Source organism: Enterobacter wuhouensis (assembly GCF_035835995.1).
Taxonomy (GTDB): Bacteria; Pseudomonadota; Gammaproteobacteria; order Enterobacterales; family Enterobacteriaceae; genus Enterobacter; species Enterobacter wuhouensis.
The window spans coordinates 924,057-945,562 of sequence record NZ_CP142124.1 but is presented as its reverse complement, the minus strand read 5'-3'; the positions used below and the strand labels follow the sequence as shown (position 1 = coordinate 945,562).

Here is a 21,506-nt window from a genome sequence, read left to right as displayed (position 1 = left end):
CCAACTTAAATAAAAAGGGCACGGCGAACCGTGCCCAAAGAGAGATTAGAAGCGGAATGTCGCGGTAGCAACAACCTGACGTTCAGCACCCCAGAAGCATCCGTAGGTGTTGAAGCAGCTCGCAACGTATTCACGATCGAACAGGTTGTTCACGTGAAGCGCGACGTTTGAGCCTGCCATGCCTACGCGCGCCAGATCGTATCTGACCAGCGCATCCACCAGGGTATAGCTGCCCACGGTGAAGGAGTTCGCCGGGTCGCCTTTGCTGGAGCCGGTATAACGGACGCCAGTACCCAGCGTCAGGCCAGACAGTGGGCCATCAAACATCGTGTAATCCCCCCACACGGATGCCATATGCTTAGGCACCTGCGCAGGCGTGTTACCTTTGTAGTTGGTGTCGGTGGTGTATTCAGCATCGGTATAGGTATAGGAACCCACAACGTTGACGCTCGCAGACAGCGCCGCTTTCGCTTCCAGCTCTACGCCACGAGCACGGATCTCACCGCCTTCAACCGACCAGAATGAGCCCGCAGGGTCAGCCATCAGGTTGTTGGTTTTGGTCAGCTGATATACCGCACCGGTGATAACGATCGGACGATCGCTCGGCACGTATTTCACGCCCGCTTCATACTGCTTGCCTTTTGACGGTGCGAAAATGTTGCCGCTCGCCCCGGTCTGAGAAGCGGGTTCAAAGGACTCGCTGTAGCTGAAGTAAGGCGTTACTCCGTTGTCGAACAGGTAGTTTACGCCGCCACGCCAGGTGAACTGCTTGTCATCACGTTTAGCCGTGGTGTTATATACGCGGTTGTACGAGTCCTGATCGGCCCAGTCATAACGACCGCCCAGAGTGACCAACACCTTATCCCACTGCGCCTGATCCTGAACGTACAGGCCGGTCTGCTTCTGGCGGTTGAGGATTTGATACGCGCCAGAGTTTGCCGGATCTTTTGATCCAAAATCAAAGTTGCTGTTAACCGGATGATAGAGATCCAGCAGCGGCACAGAGTCGTCGTAACCGAACCAGGAGTTGATGTCATTACGCATACGCATAAAGTCAACGCCGGTCAGCAGGATATGATCCACCTGGCCGGTCGCAAATTTGCTTTGCAGCTGGGTATCAACGGTGAAGTTCTGCAGTTTCTCATTATCGACAACGTATTTACGTGCCAGATAATGGCCTTTATCCGCTGGCGCTAAGGCCGCACACTGTTTACTGCCGACGTTCGCCGGGTCGGTGCAGACGCCATAACCGTAAACGCTGTTTTGCGAGGTTTTGTTCTCTGCAAAGCGCAGGTTCTGACGCACGGTAAAGGTATCGTTAAATTCGTGGTCGAAGCTATACCCCACCATTTTCTGGTTACGGGAGTAGGTGTTGTTCTTCGCACCTTCGTTGAAGTCAGTCGGGAGACGATCGCCGTTTGGCAGGGGATCAACGGTTCCCTCTTTTGGCAACCAGCCGTAATAGCCCGTTTCAGGCTCGTTCTGGAAGTAGGAGAGGAACGTGAAGGTGGTTTTATCATCCGGACGCCAGGAGAAAGACGGCGCGATGGCATAACGCTGTTCCCCTTTGTCCTGCTGCTGCGCATTGTTGGAACGCGCAACGCCGGTCAGGCGGTAAGAGTAAACACCGTCATCATCGATGGCATCGCTAAAGTCAAAGCCGGTCTGGAACAGGCTGTCGGTACCGACTTTGAACTGGATCTCTTTCAGCGGCTCGGTGGTTGGGCGCTTACTTACCATGTTGAGCAAGCCACCCGGGCTGCTTTTTCCGTACAGAACGGAAACCGGACCACGCATGATTTCGGCGCGCTCCAGCATATAAGGGTCAATCACCGCGTCGTTATAGAAGTTGCCCTGCATCTTCATACCGTCGAGGTAGTTATTCTGACTCTGGCCGTCGGCAGCAAAGCCGCGAATGACGAGATAGTCATAGGTATTTGACGCACCGCGAGTACCTACCGCCACACCCGGGGTGTAGCTCAGCGCTTCTTTAACAGAGCGTGGCTGATGCAGCGCCATCTCTTCGGCGGTGACCACAGAAATAGACTGTGGAACCTTCTGAATCGGGGTGTCCGTTTTGGTCCCGGTCGCGGATTGTCTTGCGGCGATAGTCGCGGCAGGTCCCCAGGCACTTTCCTGTGCAGCCGGTGCGGCGGTAACGGTAATGGTTTCTTCTTTATTAGGGGTTTCGGCTGCGTGAGCAAAAGCAGACATGCCGGCAACCGCTGTGGCGACGACGACCGCGATTTTCCGCAGCGACGTGTTAATTGGCTGAGCAGTATTGGAAAGCGCCATGATGGATCTCTGATGGAAAAGTGAATGATAACGTAAACGAGAATTATTATTATGACCGCAGAATAATATGCGAAACGCTGGCTGCATAGCAAGCAGTAAGCGGCCCTACAAGATTTAAGGGTTTAAGAATTAATCAGATGAAAATAGAGGGTTAATGAAGTTAGGGAAATGATCGCGAAAGCCCGTCGAAACGGGCCTCAGGGACTTAACGGTAGAAGAGTTCAAATGTGGCGACGGCATCCACCTTACCGGCTTTTACCTCTCCCGTTTTGATGTAGCGGGCTTTGAGAGGGATCTCGACCGGAACTTTATTCTGGGTGCTGGTTATCGCCGTATAGCTTTGGTCGAACTGCAGCACCGTATTATTCTTGTCCAGGATTTGAATGCCTACACCGCCTGCGGCGTTGTCTCCGGTAGCAACCTTGAGCACGTTCCCGTCCGTCACGCCAGTTGACCCGGTGCTGGTGAATTGATAATCAATTTTTGTTCCGGCGGAACAGTCGGTGATATCAATTTTGAAGCTATCGTCGGTCAGGATATCCGAATACCCCCCGCTGAAATCCTGCGAGTTGACCGTTTTCAACGGCACGTAGATATTTTTATCCACCAGGTTGCAGGTGTTGGTGGTGATGCGCACGCTTGTCGGGGAAAAACGGATTTCACCAATCACGTCATCGTCATAGGTTTCACGCGAGGTTAACAGCGACGTATTAAGCTCGCCCTCTTCGACCTGGCCGATAACAATCAGCTGCGCGGCGGCACGATAATTATAGTTCGTTGAAAAGCTTCGAATCATGCCAACGTAGATACTCGGCCTGATAAGGTCTTCTTCATTATAGTTGGGGGATTGGGTTGTGGACGCCGCAACGCGAATGCCTATTCCCGCCACGTTCGTTTTATATACCCCGGGTAAGATATCTTCACGGGCGTCGGCGTCGCTTAATGAAAGGTAGCCTTTGTTCACCTGAACAGAGTTGCCATCGCAGCTTTGCGTAATATCACCTGATTCCACGCTGGCGTCATAAATGATGGTGCCAACCGGCACATCCGGCTCGAGCTGGATAACGGCGGGAATGTTAAAGGTGACAACCCCGCCGTTTCCTCCTCCTCCCGTAAACGTACAGGAGGCGAAAGCCGGTAGTGAAAACAGCATGATGACGCCAGCCATCGCGCCGATAAGCGTTTCTCTGCAAAGTTTCATTGGCAGTTCACCGTCATTTTCAAAATACTTGCCGGGCGCGAGGCCGGTAAATTCCCCGTCCAGGCGCACTGTTGATCGCTCCCCTCCCCCCATTGCACGCTCAGGGAAAGCGCGTCGTGCAGGCCGGTGAGCCAGACTTCGCCATCATCACCGACGATAGCCGTTGCGCTTTCCTGCGTGACAATCGCACCGAACGGCACCGGTTTGCCGTGGTACAGCAGAGTGATAAGCGCGCGTTGCCCTACCCGCGCATCGAAGTTGGCAGAGACCGCCGCGCCTTTGGTTGGCACGAAATCCTGGGTGGCAGCAGCGATTTCAATATCCTCACGATCCTGCGTGTTTACCGTAATGCCATTCTTGCGGTAGGCGGTTAGCGAAGGGACGATTGCGTTACCAAAACGGTCGGTGTAGATCCCTCGCCCGTTCTGGACCTTGACGTTATCGCCCTCTTTGATATGCACAATAGCGAAGGCGTCGCGCACCGGTTGACCCAGGGTGACGCCATGCTCATGGGCAACGATTGAACCCTGAGCGCTGTAGTTCCACTGACGGTTATCGCCCCCGTAGCTGTAGCCCATCCCCACGTCACCGGACGATCCGCGGTAGCGTCCGGACAGGCTGCCGCCGTAGCCGGTATTCTGATTGGCGTAGGTCTGCTGGAGGTTATAGCTAAGGTTGTTGTTCTCCAGCGCCGTGCCGCCAATCCCCACCTGATGTGAAACAAATCCGCCGCTGGCGGTGTTCGCGCTGTAGGTTGCCCAGGAGTTCGGGAGCCACTGAGAGAGAGGAATGTTAACCATCAGCGCCATCTGCCTGTCGCTGTCAGCGTCGGGCGTGCGGGTCAGGTTATAGCTTACCGACCAGGTGTTCCCGCGCCAGCTGGAACTGAGGCCCGCGCTGACGCTGCGTTCGTGACCAGCCATGTTCCAGTAGTCCTGCTGATAGGTGTTAAGGTATGCCGAGCCCCAGTCGGAAATACGCTGGGAAAGGTTCACCTGCATACGGCTGCGGCGGTTATTGGTGCGGCGATAGGTATAAATACCGTCGTCTATGGCGTCATCGCGCCGATCGATAGCCTCCTGGAAGGTATAAAACCCTGCCGTGGAGTAGCGGTAGCTGGCAAGCGTGACGTTAGTGTCGGTATCCGGAATATCCTTCGAATACTGCGCGCGCCACGACAGCCCGCTGGCGTCATCTCGTCCGTCATCAAAAGCCGTGCGGGCGGCGGTAACATCCATGGATGCCGAACCGAAGCGACCAAGATCGGCCCCCACACCCGCCAGCATCGCGTGATAAAGCGATGCCCCGAGCGCACCGGTATAGGCCGTTACGCCATACGGCAGACCGTAGATCGCCGTTCCCTGCACAAAGGCTGGCTCATCCTCACCTTCATTCCCGCGATAGCGTCCTGCCGCCAGCGAGTACTTAAACGCCCCTTCGCGCTGTAGCACCGGCACCGAGGCGCTGGCCTGAATGAAGCTATGCTCGCTGCCGTCGGCCTCTTCTACCGTCACCTCCAGATCCGCGCCGGAGGTGACCTGGCTTAAATCGCGGATCTCAAAAGGCCCCGGCGAGACGTTGCTTTGGTAAATGGTATAACCGTTTTGCTTGATGGTGACCTTCGCATCGCTGTTCGCGATACCGCGCACAACGGGAGCAAACCCCTGCTGGCTGGTGGGCAGCATGGAGGTATCCGTCTCCAGCTTCACGCCGGTCATTTGCACGCTGTCGAACAGCTCGCCGTTCGTGTACGTCTGCCCCATCTCAAGCTGGCTTTTCAGGGTTTTAATATCGCGCTGCAGCGTGCTGGCGATGGCATCCCAACCGGCGTTGTCGCTCCAGGTACTGTTATTACGCAGCCGCCACGCGCCGAGGTTGATCCCTGAGTCGAGGCCAAGCCACGAAGAGGAGGTTTTGCCGGCGCTATAGTGCTGTTGAGAGCCGCTGAGCTGGTAGCTTGTCCAGGCGGCGGGGGCACCGTCATCCCAGAATTTTGGACTGATAGCGCCAGCCGCGGCCTGGTCACGGTAAATCTGGGGGATCACCAGCCTGAGCGTCTGATTATCCTGATCGTAATCGTATCGGGCATTCTCGATAAAATGGGAGATGTCGTCGATTTTCGCCGAATCCTCCAGGTCTTTCATATCCGGGATCGTGTCGACTTTTACGCCTAGCTCGCGCAGATCCGCCTTGGTCAACTCAGGCAGCAGGCGCTGCTTATCATCAGACAGCACCCAGCTCAGCGTCCGCTTATCGACAACATCCCGATCCCACATCACGGTCGTCATATAGTTTCCGGGAAGCAGGCCGTTGTCATTGATGAAGTTTTTAAGCGTTGAGGTGTTTTCCAGCGGCGTATCCATCTCCAGGATACGCAGGTTGAATTCGTCATCTGCACTTGCAGGCTGGATCATGGCTAGCAACGCCAGCGCGATCCCATTCAGAGCCTGCTTGTGAAATGGAGATGACGACATAAGATCCCAACATGGTGTGTTTAAAGAGCCTGCTTGCGCTGAGGAGTTTGTGCGCCGAAATCACTGATAGCGGTCCAGGTCACCGGCCCGTTTGCCGGTTTAGGCAGCGTAAAATTCTGCTCGCTGAAAGGCGCTACCATCATTGAAATGGCGCCCGGCGTGGTTTTTGTCTCAACCACCGGGACATTTTTTCCGCCAACGGCCAGCTCGCCGAAGGAGACGTAAAACGGCGTGGGGTTCTTCGCAATGAGCCTGTCCCCCTGACGGCGGAACGTGATTTTTTCGTAGGCCTGCAGGGCATCAGCCTCTTTCAAATCTGCAGGACGCCAGAAAAGCTTCAGACGCGTTTTCATTGCGAATTGCAGCGTATTCTTGTCCTTCAGTTCGGACGATAACGCCGAGACCGATTTCACGTTCGCCAGAAACAGGGACTCACGATCTGCGGGCAAGCTTTTCTTATCGCCGGTAAAAATAATGTGTAAAAGGGTCTGACGGTTTTCCTGCAACTTATAGACGGGCGGCGTAATAATGAAAGGCGCTTTTGCGTCGTTGGGATAACTCACCCAACTTTGTACCAGGTAACGCGTATGAGGATCTTTATTTTTCAGCGCAATTTGAACTTCAGATTTATTCGACGGGTAAATAATTCTCGTACCGCCGAGCACCACGTTTGCTTGCGCTGAGCAGCAAGAAATAAGTAAACAACCAAATAACAATTTAGATAAATAATTCATACAGCGTTCCAGAAGGCAGCCCTTTCAGGCTGCCGATAATGCATTAGCGATAAACAACCTCGAATGTTGCAGATGAGGAATAATGACCTGCAGTCGGTTTGGTATCACCCACCTGAATAACCTTCGCGGTGTAGTTAAAGACAGATGCCGCAGCACCCGTTGCATCGTTCGCAACATCGGTCCCTGCGTCCGGTACCGAGCCGTCAAAGACCACGTCGCCTTTCGAGCCGTTGTCGTTGCTGACGATGATACCCACGTTGGTCGCATTGCCTGCGCCGGTGAGATCGTTCTGCAGGCGTTTAGAGGCAGCATCCGTCGTGGAACCACTGAACTTAAGGTTCAGCTTAGCGATCAGCGGGTCACATTTTTTCACTTCAATCTTAAAGGCCCTGGACGTGCCGACCTGACCGTCAGTACCAAAGTCTGAGGGATAGGTGTCTGCAAAAGTGACGGTGGAGCTATTCGTCCCCGTGCCATCAACATTAATCTCGCAGGTATCCGCCACGATTTTTCCGGCGAAATTTACCGTGCCGGAATCATTCGCGGCAAAGACCGGCAGAGACAGAGCCGCCAGGAAGCTTCCGGCCAGTAAAGATGTAAAAATAGATTTATTCATAACAATATCCTTATATTTGTTTATGTCGGCATCCATTCCAGGCAAAGATAACTTTCGCCAGAATGCGCAATAAAGTGGGAGATCGCTTACCTCAAGAACGCCTATTAATAAGGAAGTTCTGTAAGAGAAGTGAATTCGCGGAGAGGATTACATCAGATTATTCTTCAATGTGTCCAGCGTGCTCACGGACGAAATAATTTCACTACCTAGCAACCCCATGATTGCTATGAAAAAAACAACACCTTAATAATACTTAATTTGTAATGTACAAAAATTAAAATAATTCAAAATGTAAATACAAAAAAGCCGCTTTATGATAAAGCGGCTTTTTATCCAGGAAACTAATTAATTCCCGCCGAACATGTCCTTAATCCAGCCAGCCACGCCGTCGCTATCTTTCTTCTCATTCTGCTGCTGCGGCTGTTGCTGCTGCGGCTGCTGAGGTTGAGAAGACTGCTCAAACGGGTTGCCCGTTGGCTGCTCAGGCTGGCTCTGCTGACAGAGCGAATCCGGGTTGGTCGTCCAGACCGGCAGAGAACGCATTCCGCCGCCGCAGACGAAGTTACCGGAATCATCCACGCCCATATCGACGATATCTTCCGGCGCCACCAGATTCAGCGGAACCGGAGACTGATTTGCCAGATAACGCTGGTAAATCGACATCGCCCCGCTCGCACCGTACAGCTTGGTTGGCTGGTTGTTGTCGCGGCCTACCCAGGTAATCACCACCTCGCGGCCATCAATACCGGCGAACCAGGTATCAACGTTATTGTTGGTGGTGCCTGTTTTACCCGCAAGGTGCAGACCAGGGTATTTAGCCCCCAGCTGACGGCCTGTACCGCGCTGAACAACCTGCTGCATCGTCCACAGCGTCATATACGCCGCCTGTGCCGGAACGGCGCGTTCCGCCTGCGGGAAGCTCTGATACAGCACGGAACCGTCTTCAGCGATGACCGAGCGCAGCGCAGAGAGCTGCGCGCGGTTACCGCCGCTGGCGATGGTCTGGAACGCCTGCGCCACTTCGATTGGCGTCAGGTTAAGCGCACCCAGGATCATTGCCGGTACCGGATGAAGCTGATCTTTTGGTACGCCGAGCTTCTGCCAGGTATCAACAATCGCCGGCAGGCCGAGCGCCATACCGAGATTAACCGTCGGTACGTTCATGGAGCGGGTCAACGCGTCCACCAGCATGACCTGGCCGCTGAACTGCTTGTCATCGTTCTGCGGAGACCACACCTGGCCGTTAGGCTGGCGCAGGGAGATTGGCGCATCGGCGATCCAGGTATTCAGACGATACTGATTCGGCTGGCTCAGCGCGGTGAGATAGGTCGCCGGTTTTGCCAGGGAACCAATCGAACGACGCGCCTGCATTGCACGGTTGTAGCCCGCAAACTGCGGCTCAGCGCCGCCGACCATCGCGCGGACTTCACCGGTGTTACGGTCAACCACCACCATCGCCGTTTCAAGATCGCTCAGCTTGCGCTGTTTCTTCAGGACCGGAATACCTTCCACCGCGGCTTTTTCAGCGGCATCCTGCGCCACGGAGTCGAAGGTAGTAAAGATCTTCACGCCGGAGAGATCTTTGACCTTATCTCCGAGCTTAGACTGCAGCTCCTGACGCACCATCTGCATAAACGCTGGCTGCGGAGAGATCACGCCGCCGCGCGGCTGAACGCCCAGCGGACGCGCGCTCAGCATGTCGTACAGTTCCTGATCAATCACCTGCTGCTGTTGCAGCAGGCGCAGCACCAGGTTACGACGCTCCAGCGCCAGCTTCGGGTTACGCCACGGGTTGTAGATGGACGCCCCTTTCACCATGCCCACCAGCAGCGCCTGCTGGTCCAGACTCAGCTCTTCTACCGGACGGCCAAAGTAGTACAGGCTCGCCAGCGGGAAGCCGCGGATCTCGTTATCGCCGCTTTGACCGAGGTATACCTCGTTCATGTACAGCTCAAGGATACGATCCTTGCTGTAGCGCGCATCCATCAGCACAGCCATGTACGCTTCGTTGGCTTTACGCCAGTAAGAGCGCTCGCTGGAGAGGAACAGGTTCTTCACCAGCTGCTGGGTGAGCGTACTCGCCCCCTGCACCGTGCGACCGGCGGTCAGGTTTGCCAGCACCGCACGACCAATGGAGTAGAGGCTGATGCCGTCGTGCTCGTAGAAATGGCGGTCTTCGGTCGCCAGCAGCGTGTCCACCAGCAGATCCGGGAAGCCGTTACGCGCCACGAACAGGCGCTGTTCGCCATTCGCTGACGACAGCATGGTGATCAGGCGCGGATCGAGACGGAAGAAACCGAACTGACGGTTGTTGTCCATGTTCTCGATCGTTTCCAGACGATCGCCATCAAAGGTCAGACGCGCGCGCACCTGCCCCTCTTTGCTGTCCGGGAAGTCGAACGGACGGCGGATCATCTCGATGCTTTTCGCCTGCACCGTAAACTCGCCCGGACGCGTCATTTTGGTTACCTGACGGTACTGGGTTGCCTCGAGCAGCTTCACCATCTCGTTCTTGCTGATCGACATATCCGGCTCAAGGTTCACCATGCGGCCATACACGGCCGCCGGCAGCTGCCAGACTTTCCCGTCGATACGGCTGCGGATCTTCTGATCCAGATAGACACCGTAAATCGCCATCAGCACAACAAAAACAATGAACAGCTTCAGCAGCAGCCAGAACCAGCCGCGCTTGCCCCGAGGCTTACGCCCTTTGCCTTTCCCTTTACGCGGCATCGGTTCTTCATCCTCATAATCGTCTTCATAGTCATCGTCATAATCCTCATCTCTGAGGCGACGACGGCTCACTTTTTCCTTCGCCGGACGCGCGGGTTTTCCCTTACGTCCTATTGGCTCGCGGTCATTCCCCGCCATGCTTTTTCTCCGCAACATTCAGGCGCAAAGGCCAGATTCTCTTTTCTTCCACATCACCGTGAAAGAAGAAATCTCTCAAAATTATTTTCTCCCTCTCCCCGTGGGAGAGGGTCGGGGTGAGGGCATCAGGCCGCACTCCCCTCTTTCCCCTAACTTACGAATACTTCTTCGTCCGCCTCGTCGGCGCGGTATTCGCCGGATCGTCCGGCCAGACGTGTTTGGGATACCGCCCCTTCATCTCTTTTTGCACGTCCCGGTAGCTTCCCGCCCAGAACGCCCCCAGATCGCGGGTGATCTGCAGCGGACGATGCGCGGGCGATAACAGCTCAAGCACCAGCGGCACCCGCCCTTCAGCGATGGACGGGGTGGTTGCTTCGCCAAACATCTCCTGCATGCGTACTGCCAGCGCAGGAGGATTATCCTCATGATAACGAATGGCAATCCGGCTTCCGGTCGGCACAGTGTAATGCCCAGGCAGTTCACTATCCAGACGTTGACGCAATGACCAGTCCAGTAAATTCTGTAACGCGACCTTAACATTAAGCGCCTTAAGCGCCCGCAGCGAATGTACGCCGCCCATCTGCGGCAGCAGCCAGCGCTCAAGCGAGTCCAGCAGCGTTTCATCATCCACGGCAGGCCAGGCGTGTTCCGGCAGCCACTTCGCCGCGCAGTGCAGGCGGATTCGATACTGCTCGGCCTCCGGCGTCCAGCTCAGGACGCTCAGACCTTTTTCCCGGATGCCGTTCAGCATCGCCTGGTGCAACTCCTCTTCCGACGGCTTTGCCAGCGGCTTCGTCCCGATCGTCAGTTTACCAATCTGGCTACGCCGAAACGCCTTCAGCGTACCCTGGGCATCATCCCACTCCACGATGTCCGATTGCTGAAGCAGCTGCGGGCAGTCGTGCGTCAGGGCGTCAATGTCCACGGCAATCGCCTGCAAAATTCGCGCGTCCGGGGAGTGGCTCCCCTGTAGCAAGAGCGGCGCGATCAGCCATTCACGTCGCGTGAGCGCATCATCGCTGTCCAGCATCGCCCCCATGCCGTTTGCCAGCTGGTAGCGCCCGTCAAGCCCACGGCGACGTGCAATCCTGTCGGGGAAAGCCAGCGCCAGCAGGGAGGCAATCTTATCGCTGTCAGGTGAACCGCCCCGGCTGTTCAGACGTTTGCACAGCTGCTGCGCCCGCTGCTGCCAGTTTCCCTGATTGCGCGCAAACGCCTGTCCCAGATCGCTGCTGCCACCGCGCGGCGGCTCCTCAAGAATAGCCGCCAGTTTTGCCGCCGTGGCAATTTCATCTTCTCCATGCGCGGCCACCAGCATCGCCGCCAGACGCGGATCGTTGCCCAGCGCCGCCATTTTCTGGCCGCGCGCCGTCAGACGCTCGCCTTCCAGTGCGCCAAGCTGGGTCAGCAAGGTGCGCGCGGCAGCGAGGTTCACGGCAGGCGGAGGATTAAGCCAGGTGAGCTGTTCAGGATCCGGGCAGCCCCACTGCAGCAGATCCATCACCAGCCCGGAGAGGTCGCTTTGTAAAATCTCCGGCGTGCTTTGTACAGCCGCACGTTCAGCCTGGTCTGCGCCGATCAAATGCAAACAGATGCCCGGCTCCAGACGCCCCGCACGGCCCGCACGCTGCACCATCGACGCCTGGCTGATACGCTGCGTAAGCAGTTTAGTCAGTCCGGTGCGGGGGTCAAAGCTTGCCACCCTTTCCTGCGCGCTATCCACCACCAGGCGAATGCCTTCAATGGTCAAACTGGTTTCAGCAATGTTGGTTGCCAGCACCACCTTCCGCTGCCCCGCCGGGGCGGGAAGAATCGCTTTACGCTGCTCCGTCAGCGACAGCGCGCCGTACAGTGGGCAAAGCACCACATCGCCGGTCACGCGTGCGGCCAGCTGATCCTGCACGCGCTGGATTTCACCCACGCCGGGCAAGAACAACAATAGCGAACCGGGCTCCTGACGGAGCAGTTCCGCCGTCGCGATGGCAACCGCTTCATCAAAGCGCTGGTGAGCGGGAAGCGTCTGATAGCGCCGCTCGACCGGAAACGCCCGCCCTTCTGAGGAAATAACAGGCGCATCAGGCAAGGCCTGCTGCAGGCGCGCATTGTCGAGCGTGGCGGACATAATGAGCAGACGCAGATCGTCCCGCAGCCCCTGCTGAACGTCCAGCAGCAGCGCCAGCGCCAGATCGGCCTGCAGGCTGCGCTCGTGGAACTCATCCAGGATCACCAGCCCGACGCCCGTCAGCTCCGGGTCGTTTTGCAGCATGCGGGTCAGTATGCCTTCTGTTACCACTTCAAGCCGCGTGGACGGCCCGACGCAGGTTTCGGCGCGCATCCGATATCCCACCGTCTCGCCCGGTTTTTCATCCAGCAGTTCCGCCAGACGCTGGGCCACGTTACGTGCGGCTAGCCTGCGCGGCTCCAGCAGGATGATTTTTCCGGGGATATTTCCCTGTTTCAGGATCTGCAGCGGCAGCCAGGTCGATTTACCGGCTCCCGTGGGCGCGTTGAGCAAAACCTGCGGGGCAACGTGTAAGGCAGCGAGCAGCTCGGGAAGGACGACGGCGACCGGCAATGAGGACACTAACAGCTCCAGAGGGTTAACATTAGTCGGCGTACATTGTAGCATCGGCGGATATCATTACCGAGTCCCCCGTATGTCTGAGTCAAAACGGCTGTTTTTCGCCATTGAGTTGCCAGCCCCCGTACAGCGGCAAATCGTTCGCTGGCGCGCTGAACACTTCCCGCCAGAAGCGGGCCGTCCCGTTGCGGCGGCGAATCTGCACCTGACGCTGGCCTTTCTTGGCGACGTTAGCGCCGACAAGCAGCGCGCGTTAGCTGCAATGGCCGGACGTATTGCCCAGCCGGAATTTACCCTGCATCTTGACGATGCCGGGCAGTGGCTGCGCTCACGCGTGCTTTGGCTGGGTACGCGCCAGCCGCCACGCGGATTGCTCCAGCTGGCGAATATGCTCCGGGCGCAGGCGGCCCGCAGCGGCTGTTACCAGAGCCCGCAGCCCTTTCACCCGCATATCACCCTGCTGCGCGATGCGGGACACGCCGTTGCCATCCCCGCGCCCGGCTTTCACTGGGCTTTTCCGGTCAACGAATTTTCGCTTTACGAATCAGCGTTTGCGCGAGGCCGCACGCGATACACGCCGATCCAGCGCTGGACGCTGGGCAACCCTGAAAGGAATTCTGATGAAGTTTAGTCCCGCTTTACAACACGCCACGCTGATCCAACGCTATAAACGCTTCCTTGCCGACGTCATCACGCCCGACGGCGAACAGCTGACGCTGCACTGCCCCAACACCGGTGCAATGACCGGTTGCGCGACGCCGGGTGACAGGGTCTGGTATTCCACATCAGAAAATACTAAACGCAAATATCCGCATACCTGGGAAATGACCGAAACGCAGCAAGGGGCATTTATTTGTGTCAACACATTGCGTGCAAACCAATTAGTGAAGGAAGCGCTGATTAATGATGGCCTCCCTGAACTGGTGGGCTACAGCACGTTAAAAAGTGAAGTGAAATATGGCGATGAAAGCAGCAGAATTGACTTTATGTTACAGGCGGAAGACCGTCCTGAGTGCTATATTGAAGTCAAATCAGTGACGTTAGCGGAACAGGAAAAGGGGTACTTTCCGGATGCGGTAACGCTACGTGGCCAGAAGCATCTGCGAGAGTTGATGAGTGTTGCGGCGGCGGGCAAACGCGCGGTGTTGCTGTTTGCGGTTTTGCATTCGGCGATTGAACGATTTTCCCCCGCCCGTCATATCGATCCTAAATACGCACAATTGTTGAATGAGGCACAAAAGCAGGGGGTGGAGGTTTTCGCGTATAAAGCGGAACTTTCTGCCGATAATATGACTCTGAGATCCTCTCTTCCCATTGTCTTATAAGGGATTAGACGATTGACGAATAAGTGTTCTGGCCGCGTGCGCAAATACGCTTTTCCTCACAGGCTTGTCAAGTGTTACGTTTAGATAATTGCCATACGGAAAAGCATCTGCTATTTATAGCGACCTGATTTTTCCCCCAACACGGGGATCGATAGTGCGTGTTAAGGAGAAGCAACATGCAAGAAGGGCAAAACCGTAAAACATCGTCCCTGAGTATTCTCGCCATCGCTGGGGTGGAGCCGTATCAAGAGAAGCCGGGCGAAGAGTATATGAACGAAGCCCAGCTGTCGCACTTCAAGCGTATTCTTGAAGCATGGCGTAATCAACTTAGGGATGAAGTCGATCGCACCGTTACACATATGCAGGATGAAGCTGCAAACTTCCCGGACCCGGTAGACCGTGCCGCTCAGGAAGAAGAATTCAGCCTCGAACTGCGTAACCGTGACCGCGAGCGCAAGCTGATTAAAAAGATCGAGAAAACGCTGAAAAAGGTCGAGGACGAAGATTTTGGCTACTGCGAATCCTGCGGCGTTGAAATCGGTATTCGTCGTCTGGAAGCGCGTCCAACAGCCGATCTGTGCATCGACTGTAAAACGCTGGCAGAAATCCGCGAAAAACAGATGGCCGGCTAATACCCGCGCCGTCTATACACTACAAAGGCGGGAGTCTCTCCCGCCTTGTTACAGTGACTATGTCTGAATCTCACTATATCGGGCGCTTTGCGCCATCTCCTTCCGGTGAACTACACTTCGGCTCATTAATAGCCGCCCTCGGCAGCTACCTGCAGGCTCGCGCCCGTCAGGGTAAATGGCTCGTTCGTATTGAAGATATTGATCCTCCTCGTGAAGTTCCCGGTGCGGCAGAAACCATTCTGCGTCAGCTGGAACATTACGGCCTTCACTGGGACGGCGAAGTGCTTTGGCAGTCAAAGCGTCATGAGGCTTATCGGGAACGTCTGGCCTGGCTTCGCGCTCAAGGGCTTTCCTATAACTGCACCTGCACCCGCGCGCGCATACAAAGCGTGGGGGGCGTTTATGACGGCCACTGCCGCACGCTTAACCATCCCGCGGAAAATGCCGCCGTGCGCTTATTGCAGCGCGCCCCGGTGACGCGCTTCACCGACCTGCTGTCCGGTGAGATTCAGGCGGACGAACGTCTGGCGCGTGAGGATTTTATCATCCATCGACGCGACGGCCTGTTCGCCTATAACCTGGCCGTGGTGGTGGACGATCATTTTCAGGGCGTCACGGAAATTGTGCGCGGGGCAGACCTGGTCGAACCGACCGTGCGGCAAATATCGCTTTATCAGCAGCTTGGCTGGACGGCGCCGGATTACATTCATCTACCGCTGGCGGTCAATGAACAGGGTAATAAGCTGTCGAAACAGAATCATGCGCCAGCCCTGCCAGACGGCGATCCGCGCCCCGTTTTGATCGACGCGCTGCGATTTCTCAACCAGAATGTAAACAGCGAATGGCAGGATCTTCGCACTGATGAACTGCTCGATTTGGCGGTCGCCAACTGGACCCTCAGCGCGGTGCCGAAAATCCAGCATTCTCAAATGCGTTGCGCTGAGCTATGATTAGCCGCTTTTTTTCATAACAAAACACACTACGAGGTGTACCATTTTTACCCGAGTCGCTAATTTTTGCCGTAAGGTGCTAAGCCGCGAAGAGAGCATGGCGAACGACGCTATTGCGCAAAACCGCATGTCGGTTATTCCGCGTGAGCAGCACAATATTTCCCGCAAAGATATCAGTGAAAATGCCCTCAAGGTGCTCTATCGTCTGAATAAAGCAGGCTACGAGGCCTATCTCGTCGGCGGTGGGGTGCGTGATTTACTGCTGGGCAAAAAACCAAAAGATTTCGACGTGACGACCAGCGCCACGCCTGACCAGGTACGTAAGTTATTCCGTAACTGCCGTCTTGTTGGCCGTCGTTTCCGCCTTGCGCACGTCATGTTTGGGCCGGAAATCATCGAGGTGGCGACGTTCCGTGGCCATCACGAAGCGGGCGTATCCGATCGCACGACGTCTCAGCAGGGCCAGAACGGCATGCTGCTGCGTGACAATATCTTCGGCTCTATCGAAGAAGATGCCCAGCGTCGCGATTTTACCATCAACAGCCTTTACTACAGCGTGGCGGATTTCACCGTGCGTGATTACGTAGGGGGAATGCAGGACCTGAAAGATGGCCTCATCCGCCTGATCGGCACGCCGGAAACACGCTACCGCGAAGATCCCGTGCGCATGCTGCGCGCCGTGCGTTTCGCCGCCAAGCTGAACATGCGCATCAGCCCGGAGACGGCAGAGCCGATCCCGCGCCTGGCTACGCTTATCAACGACGTGCCTCCAGCCCGTCTGTTTGAAGAGTCGCTGAAGCTGCTGCAGGCCGGTTACGGGTTCGAAACCTACAAACTGCTGCGCGAATACAATCTGTTCCAGCCGCTGTTCCCGACCATTACGCGCTATTTCACCGAAAACGGCGATAGCCCGATGGAGCGCATGATTGCGCAGGTGCTGAAGAATACCGATACCCGCATCCACAACGATCTGCGCGTGAACCCGGCCTTCCTGTTTGCCGCCATGTTCTGGTATCCGCTTTTAGAAGCTGCCCAGCGAATTGCTCAGGAGAGCGGTCTGGCCTATTACGACGCGTTCGCGCTTGCCGCAAACGACGTGCTGGACGAAGGCTGCCGCACGCTGGCTATTCCTAAACGTATTACCACGCTGGTGCGCGATATCTGGCAGCTTCAGCTGCGCATGTCGCGTCGTCAGGGTAAACGCGCCTGGAAGCTGATGGAACATCCTAAGTTCCGCGCCGCATTCGATCTGCTCTCTCTGCGTGCTGAAATCGAAAAGAACCAGGAGCTGCAGCGTCTGGCGCAGTGGTGGGGTGAGTTTCAGGCCTCCGCACCCCCTGAGCAAAAAGGTATGCTGACCAACCTGGATGAAGAGCCAGAACCGCGTCGCCGCCATCGTCGCCCGCGTAAACGCGCGCCGCGCCGTGAAGGTACTGCGTGACCCTCGCCTATATCGCCCTCGGCAGCAATCTAGCCTCTCCTCTGGAGCAGGTGAACGCTGCCGTTCAGGCGCTGGGGGCGATCCCGCAAAGTCGGATCGTGGCAGCGTCCTCATTCTACCGTACGCCGCCGCTGGGGCCTCAGGATCAGCCAGATTACCTGAACGCCACCGTGGTCCTGGAAACGGCTCTGGATGCCGAAGCGCTGCTGGATAATACCCAGCGTATTGAGCTGCAGCAGGGTCGCGTTCGCAAAGCCGAACGCTGGGGGCCGCGCACGCTCGACCTCGACATTATGCTGTTTGGCAATGAGGTGATTAATACCGATCGCCTGACCGTTCCCCACTACGACATGAAAAACCGCGGGTTTATGCTCTGGCCGCTGTTTGAGGTCGCCCCCGATCTTATCTTCCCTGACGGCAGCTCGCTGAAGTCTGTTCTTGACGATCTCGGCGCGGAAAAACCGGCCCGCTGGTAACCCAATTTCCTTATCGGTTAACCATCAAATATTTGTGGTTAATCGATTGCCTAAAATCATTGTTCCCTCGAATGTTACTGTTAGAATGCGCAAAGATTCGCTTAGGCCATCAGGAAACAGTATGAAACCAACCACCATCTCCTTACTGCAGAAATGCAAACAGGAAAACAAACGCTTCGCCACCATCACGGCGTATGACTACAGCTTCGCCAAGCTGTTTGCCGAAGAAGGTATCAACGTCATGCTGGTCGGGGATTCGTTAGGGATGACGGTACAAGGACATGATTCCACTCTGCCAGTGACGGTTGAGGATATCGCTTACCACACGCGAGCGGTTCGTCGCGGTGCCCCCGCCTGCCTGCTTCTTTCCGATCTGCCGTTTATGGCGTACGCCACGCCAGAACAAGCCTTTGAAAATGCCGCTGCCGTGATGCGCGCCGGTGCCAATATGGTCAAAATCGAAGGCGGCGCCTGGCTGGTTGAGACCGTGAAAATGCTCACCGAGCGTGCCGTACCCGTTTGCGGACATTTAGGCCTCACGCCGCAGTCCGTGAACATCTTTGGCGGCTATAAGGTACAGGGGCGCGGTGATGCTGCGCAGACGCTGTTTGACGATGCCGTTGCGCTGGAAGCCGCTGGCGCGCAGCTGCTGGTGCTGGAGTGCGTGCCGGTTGAGCTGGCTAAACGCATCACCGACGCGCTGTCGATTCCGGTTATCGGCATTGGCGCAGGCAACGTTACCGATGGCCAAATCCTGGTGATGCACGACGCCTTTGGCATTACCGGCGGGCATATCCCGAAGTTTGCCAAAAATTTCCTGACAGAAGCAGGCGACATGCGTGCTGCTGTGCGGCAGTATATTGCCGAGGTTGAGTCCGGCGTCTATCCGGGCGAAGAACACAGTTTCCATTAAGGAGTCTTGTTGTGCTAATCATTGAAACCCTGCCGCTGCTGCGCCAGCACATCCGTCGCGCACGTCAGGAAGGTAAACGTATCGCACTGGTCCCGACCATGGGCAATCTGCATGACGGCCATATGAAGCTCGTCGATGAAGCGAGAGCGCGTGCTGATATCGTGGTGGTCAGTATCTTCGTTAACCCCATGCAGTTTGACCGCGCGGACGACCTGGCGCGCTACCCGCGTACGCTGCAGGAAGATTGCGAGAAGCTCAAAAAACGCCACGCGGATATTGTTTTCTCTCCGGCACCCGCGGACGTGTACCCGCAGGGAACGGAAGACGCCACCTACGTTGACGTCCCGGGCATCTCAACGATGCTCGAAGGCGCAAGCCGTCCGGGCCATTTCCGCGGCGTATCCACCATCGTCAGCAAGCTGTTTAACCTGGTGCAGCCAGACGTTGCCTGTTTCGGCGAGAAAGATTTCCAGCAGCTGGCGCTGATTCGCAAGATGGTCGCCGATATGGGTTACGACATCGAGATTGTCGGCGTGCCGATTGTGCGTGCCAAAGACGGTCTGGCGCTCAGCTCCCGTAACGGCTACCTGACCGCCGATCAGCGTAAAATCGCCCCTGCCCTAAGCAAAGTGATGAACACCATGGCTGAACAGCTGCTGGCGAAAGAGTTGACCGCCGAAGAGATCATCGCCCTCGCCGAGCAGGCGCTGAACGATAAAGGCCTTCGCGCTGACGACGTTCAAATTCGGGATGCCGACACGCTCCTGGCGCTTTCAGAAGCCAGTAAACGTGCGGTTATTCTGGTGGCGGCATGGCTCGGCCAGGCCCGCCTTATCGACAACAAAGTGGTTGAGCTGGCGTAGTTTTTCTACCCGGAAGATTAAAGGTAAACGTAATGATTCGCAAAATGCTGCAAGGTAAGCTTCACCGTGTGACCGTCACTCAGGCCGACCTGCATTACGAAGGCTCCTGCGCGATCGACCAGGATTTTCTCGACGCGGCGGGTATTCTCGAAAACGAAGCGATTGATATCTGGAACGTGAACAACGGCAAACGCTTCTCCACCTACGCGATTGCCGCCGAGCGCGGGTCTAAAATCATCTCCGTTAACGGCGCTGCTGCGCACTGCGCGGACGTTGGGGATATCGTAATTATCGCCAGCTTTGTGATGATGTCCGACGAAGAAGCGCGCCGCTGGCAGCCAAAGGTCGCCTACTTTGAAGGCGATAATGAAATGAAGCGCACTGCGAAGGCTATTCCAGTTCAGGTGGCTTGATCGTTAATATGTCCTGACCCATTTATTTATATTCACTTAATAAATGGGTCAATAAAGTATTATAACAATATTAAATACCCTCGTTACAAAATCTGATTACTACCTTTAAATTAACTTAAATATGCATTAAGTTAATATCATGCATTCGCTGTATATTTTAAAAGTCAAACCCCATAGAATCCGCTGCGAAATTTAATTTTCAAAAAGAAAGATTTTGTATTTACTTGTTTCTATCAATATGGATATTAAAATGACTTTTAAGAAATATGGTTTGGCAATTGCAATGGCAACGGTTCTGGCAGCAGGTTCTGCTGCAGCAGCGGATTCTGATACCGGTACTGTTACTTTCCACGGCATGGTAAGCAACAACACCTGCCAGGTTTCCCTTGACCAGAAAATCGATCAAAGCGGTAACGACTTTGACGTAACTCTTGACACCGTTTTCGTAAAAGATTTCGCGAATGCTCTGGGTACCACCAGCACTCTGGGCGAGAAGAAATTCTCCCTGTCCCTGACCGGTTGCGATACCGACACCGTTAAGAAAGCGTCTGCTCAGTTCGCTTCATGGGCGGGTTCTTCTTCTACTGAAGGTGGCCTGCTGGTTCCACCAAGCAACGCTCAGGGCTCTGCCAAGAACGTTAACCTGGTACTGTCAAACGACGGCAACTCTGCTACCGATCTGGTAAAAATTGATCAGACTAACAACACTCAGAAAGCAACCATCGACGCCACCAGCGGTGCAGGCAACCTGTACTACCGCGTAGCCTATACCCAGGGTCAGGGTTGGGATGCTGCGGCTAACCCAGTATCCGCGGGTACCGTGCAGGCACAAGTTGCCTTCACCATGATTTACGAATAAGAACGCGTAAATTTTAAGTCAACGCCCCCTTTTTATGCGGGGCGTTTGTAAAATTCCAAAAGGAAGTGGAAAAATGACAAATTCTTCAATCACTAAGGGTTTCACGACCTTATTGCTCGTCACATCTCTTTTTACTGCGTTTAATGCATGCGCAGATATTGTTATCTCGGGTACGCGTATCGTTTATCCTCAGTCGTCTAAAGACGTGGTTGTTAACCTTGATAACCATGGTAATAAGCCACTTCTGGTGCAAACCTGGTTGGACGATGGCCGCGACGGTGTTAACCCGCAGGAACTTAAGCTCCCGTTTATAATTACGCCACCCGTTTCACGTATTGATCCCAAAAAGGGTCAGTCCGTACGTATAACCTATACGGGTACGCCATTGCCACAGGATCGCGAATCCCTTTTCTGGTTTAACGTTCTTGAGATTCCGCCGAAATCAAAAGCTGAATCAAAAGAGAATCTGAACCAGCTGCAATTGGCATTTAGAACGCGTATAAAATTCTTTTTCCGTCCTGAGGGCTTAAAAGGCACGCCGGGCGATGCTGCAGAAAAACTGACCTGGACGCAGAAAAAAGAAGGTAATACTGTGCAGCTGGTTGCACATAATAACTCACCTTACAACGTGTCTGTTTCTCAGGTTAAAATTAAGTCCAGCCAGAAAACATTTGAGGCTGTTCATCAGTCAGTACAACCGTTTAGCGAGGCCGCTATGGTGGTCAAAGGTTTATCTTCTGCAGTAAATGGTGATGTCGAATATGACACCATCAATGATTATGGTGGAACAGATCATCATAAAGCTGCAGTGAAATAACCGTACATCCTTAATAAAAAATAACTGATAGCATTAACTCTGTGG

18 protein-coding genes are annotated in these 21,506 nt (G+C 55.2%); 11 read left to right on the top strand and 7 right to left on the bottom strand.

Annotation, left to right across the window (positions count from 1 at the left end; translation table 11 throughout):
- Window positions 1-45: 45 nt before the first annotated feature.
- The 7 genes from fhuA to hrpB form a co-directional block, all read right to left on the bottom strand.
- Window positions 46-2,295 (bottom strand): ferrichrome porin FhuA, encoded by a 2,250-nt coding sequence (gene fhuA, locus VPX56_RS04525; protein WP_326470147.1) that lies wholly within the window; start codon window positions 2,293-2,295, stop codon window positions 46-48.
- Window positions 2,296-2,500: 205 nt separating this feature from the next.
- Window positions 2,501-3,496: a fimbrial protein gene (locus VPX56_RS04520; protein ID WP_326470145.1), complete on the bottom strand. Its 996-nt coding sequence runs from the start codon at window positions 3,494-3,496 to the stop codon at window positions 2,501-2,503.
- A complete protein-coding gene (locus VPX56_RS04515) occupies window positions 3,493-5,970 on the bottom strand; it encodes a fimbria/pilus outer membrane usher protein (RefSeq protein ID WP_326470143.1) in 2,478 nt (825 codons plus the stop codon). The genes VPX56_RS04520 and VPX56_RS04515 overlap by 4 nt, the downstream gene beginning before the upstream one ends.
- A gap of 20 nt (window positions 5,971-5,990) precedes the next feature.
- Window positions 5,991-6,704 (bottom strand): fimbrial biogenesis chaperone, encoded by a 714-nt coding sequence (locus VPX56_RS04510; protein ID WP_326470141.1) that lies wholly within the window; start codon window positions 6,702-6,704, stop codon window positions 5,991-5,993.
- Window positions 6,705-6,747: 43 nt separating this feature from the next.
- Window positions 6,748-7,356 (bottom strand): fimbrial protein, encoded by a 609-nt coding sequence (locus VPX56_RS04505; RefSeq protein WP_407655115.1) that lies wholly within the window; start codon window positions 7,354-7,356, stop codon window positions 6,748-6,750.
- A gap of 309 nt (window positions 7,357-7,665) precedes the next feature.
- A complete protein-coding gene (gene mrcB, locus VPX56_RS04500) occupies window positions 7,666-10,191 on the bottom strand; it encodes a bifunctional glycosyl transferase/transpeptidase (RefSeq protein WP_131633897.1) in 2,526 nt (841 codons plus the stop codon).
- Window positions 10,192-10,345: 154 nt separating this feature from the next.
- A complete protein-coding gene (gene hrpB / locus VPX56_RS04495; RefSeq protein ID WP_326470136.1) occupies window positions 10,346-12,775 on the bottom strand; it encodes an ATP-dependent helicase HrpB in 2,430 nt (809 codons plus the stop codon).
- Window positions 12,776-12,848: 73 nt separating this feature from the next.
- Here hrpB and thpR point away from each other — a divergent pair, with 73 nt between their 5' ends.
- From thpR to VPX56_RS04440, 11 genes are all read left to right on the top strand, one after another.
- A complete protein-coding gene (gene thpR / locus VPX56_RS04490; RefSeq protein WP_131633899.1) occupies window positions 12,849-13,403 on the top strand; it encodes an RNA 2',3'-cyclic phosphodiesterase in 555 nt (184 codons plus the stop codon).
- A complete protein-coding gene (gene sfsA, locus VPX56_RS04485) occupies window positions 13,393-14,097 on the top strand; it encodes a DNA/RNA nuclease SfsA (protein WP_131633900.1) in 705 nt (234 codons plus the stop codon). The genes thpR and sfsA overlap by 11 nt, the downstream gene beginning before the upstream one ends.
- A gap of 176 nt (window positions 14,098-14,273) precedes the next feature.
- Window positions 14,274-14,729: an RNA polymerase-binding protein DksA gene (gene dksA / locus VPX56_RS04480; protein ID WP_001155232.1), complete on the top strand. Its 456-nt coding sequence runs from the start codon at window positions 14,274-14,276 to the stop codon at window positions 14,727-14,729.
- 59 nt (window positions 14,730-14,788) lie between these two features.
- Window positions 14,789-15,679 carry a tRNA glutamyl-Q(34) synthetase GluQRS gene (gene gluQRS / locus VPX56_RS04475; RefSeq protein ID WP_263610056.1) on the top strand — a complete coding sequence of 297 codons (891 nt, stop codon included), beginning with the start codon at window positions 14,789-14,791 and terminating at the stop codon, window positions 15,677-15,679.
- Between the two features lie 43 nt (window positions 15,680-15,722).
- Window positions 15,723-17,120 (top strand): polynucleotide adenylyltransferase PcnB, encoded by a 1,398-nt coding sequence (gene pcnB, locus VPX56_RS04470; RefSeq protein ID WP_131633902.1) that lies wholly within the window; start codon window positions 15,723-15,725, stop codon window positions 17,118-17,120.
- Window positions 17,117-17,596 (top strand): 2-amino-4-hydroxy-6-hydroxymethyldihydropteridine diphosphokinase, encoded by a 480-nt coding sequence (folK, locus tag VPX56_RS04465; RefSeq protein ID WP_326470130.1) that lies wholly within the window; start codon window positions 17,117-17,119, stop codon window positions 17,594-17,596. The genes pcnB and folK overlap by 4 nt, the downstream gene beginning before the upstream one ends.
- A 121-nt stretch (window positions 17,597-17,717) precedes the next feature.
- Window positions 17,718-18,509: a 3-methyl-2-oxobutanoate hydroxymethyltransferase gene (gene panB, locus VPX56_RS04460; RefSeq protein WP_131633904.1), complete on the top strand. Its 792-nt coding sequence runs from the start codon at window positions 17,718-17,720 to the stop codon at window positions 18,507-18,509.
- 11 nt (window positions 18,510-18,520) lie between these two features.
- Window positions 18,521-19,372, top strand: a complete 852-nt coding sequence (panC, locus tag VPX56_RS04455; RefSeq protein WP_131633905.1) for a pantoate--beta-alanine ligase — start codon at window positions 18,521-18,523, stop codon at window positions 19,370-19,372.
- Window positions 19,373-19,404: 32 nt separating this feature from the next.
- Window positions 19,405-19,785, top strand: coding sequence for an aspartate 1-decarboxylase (panD, locus tag VPX56_RS04450; RefSeq protein WP_263610053.1), 381 nt, complete (start codon window positions 19,405-19,407; stop codon window positions 19,783-19,785).
- Between the two features lie 250 nt (window positions 19,786-20,035).
- Window positions 20,036-20,644, top strand: a complete 609-nt coding sequence (locus VPX56_RS04445) for a fimbrial protein (protein WP_131633906.1) — start codon at window positions 20,036-20,038, stop codon at window positions 20,642-20,644.
- Between the two features lie 73 nt (window positions 20,645-20,717).
- Window positions 20,718-21,461 carry a fimbrial chaperone gene (locus tag VPX56_RS04440; RefSeq protein WP_326470124.1) on the top strand — a complete coding sequence of 248 codons (744 nt, stop codon included), beginning with the start codon at window positions 20,718-20,720 and terminating at the stop codon, window positions 21,459-21,461.
- The last annotated feature ends 45 nt before the right edge of the window (window positions 21,462-21,506 follow it).